Raw genomic sequence first — 1,306 nt, 5'->3', positions numbered from 1 at the left:
TACTTTTCTTCGATGCTTCATTCGATAACTGTCTCCATCCACATGGATTACTTCTACACGATGAAGTAGGCGGTCCAAAATTGCTGTGGTGATACTCTGGTATCCCATAAGCTCTCCCCATGGGTCTGGACTTTTATTAGAGGTTAAAATAATCGAACTTCGTTTGTATAAATAGTTAACTAAATGGAAGAAAAGGTTGGCTTCTCTCTGGTCCATCGCCATGTATATCAGATCTCAATAATAACTAAATCTGCTGCCTTAATGCGCTTCAATTGTACTTTTGATTTATTAAGTATTTCTTCTGTTTTTAGAAGTTGAACAAGCTCACCCATCGTCACGAAGCACACATTAAACTCTCTGTAGATAGCCTCAGTACCTATGCCAATAGCTAAAAAAGTTTACCCTAAGCCTGGAGGACCTAAGAGGATAAGGTTATAATGCTGCTCTAACCAGCTCAATTCTGTAAGTTGAGAAAGTTGGCGTTCTGATAAGGTGTTTTGCTCATTAATTTATGTTAATTATCATATTCAGTTACTAATCTTCATAAATAACAGACCCCATATATTTAAGGTTCCTACCATCAAGTTTTGCTTCCTCAACAAGTTCCTCATATTCAAAATCATATAACCGAATAGCAATATTGTACTTTTCTTCTAAACTTTCACCATAAAAGTCTTTAAGTTCACTTATAAGTGCGTCAGAATATGAAGCATTCTTTAGTAATTCAGACAAAGAAGACGTAGGATATTCATTGTAAGTACATTCTAATAAATCTTGGTTATACTCAAGGAAGTCTATTTTAAAATCATTCATAAAGCTTGAAGGAATTCTGTCTCCCTCATTATCATAGTTTATTTCTACATACTTGCTTAGCAAATCCTCATTACTACAATTTCCAAACCAAAGAGAAACAGCTCCTGGGTTTTCCATCTTAATCCCCCATTTCTAATTATCTAAGCCTTTCAGGTAATGAATCAATTCCGCCTTTCAACCTATAATGTGCCCAATTTCTTAATTTCCTTTTAAATGTTTCATAATCAAGTGAGTGATCAATCAGATCAAGAAGCTCTCTATGAGCTTTTCCAGAACCATCAAACCCATGTCTTCCTACTGGGTTTGATATTCTTTATTCTTCTCAGCGTATGTGATAACAATTTCAATCTGGTTTAATAGAGTAAGCTGATTCATTATGTATCTCCTTATGATACATTATGGAATGTCAACACTAAACTAGACAGTTTAATTAAGGTGCTTCGATTTGAATTCTATTGGACTTAGGTAACCGAGGGTACTGTGGGTTCGTATC

At 35.0% G+C, this 1,306-nt stretch carries 1 protein-coding gene and 1 pseudogene; both read right to left on the bottom strand.

Annotation, left to right across the window (positions count from 1 at the left end; genetic code table 11):
* Window positions 1-509: pseudogene (locus H513_RS20650) on the bottom strand (ATP-binding protein); the annotation flags it as partial.
* Window positions 510-534: 25 nt separating this feature from the next.
* Window positions 535-930, bottom strand: a complete 396-nt coding sequence (locus H513_RS0117595; protein ID WP_026801895.1) for an immunity 22 family protein — start codon at window positions 928-930, stop codon at window positions 535-537.
* Window positions 931-1,306: the final 376 nt, after the last annotated feature.

It is taken from the genome of Pontibacillus halophilus JSM 076056 = DSM 19796, assembly GCF_000425205.1.
Classification (GTDB): Bacteria; Bacillota; Bacilli; order Bacillales; family BH030062; genus Pontibacillus_A; species Pontibacillus_A halophilus.
This window is presented reverse-complemented; position numbering and strand designations above follow the sequence as displayed.

Coding starts and splice junctions, on each gene's coding strand:
- H513_RS0117595 (WP_026801895.1), bottom strand. CDS start 930: ATGGAAAACCCAGGAGCTGTTTCTCTTTGGTTTGGAAATTGTAGTAAT.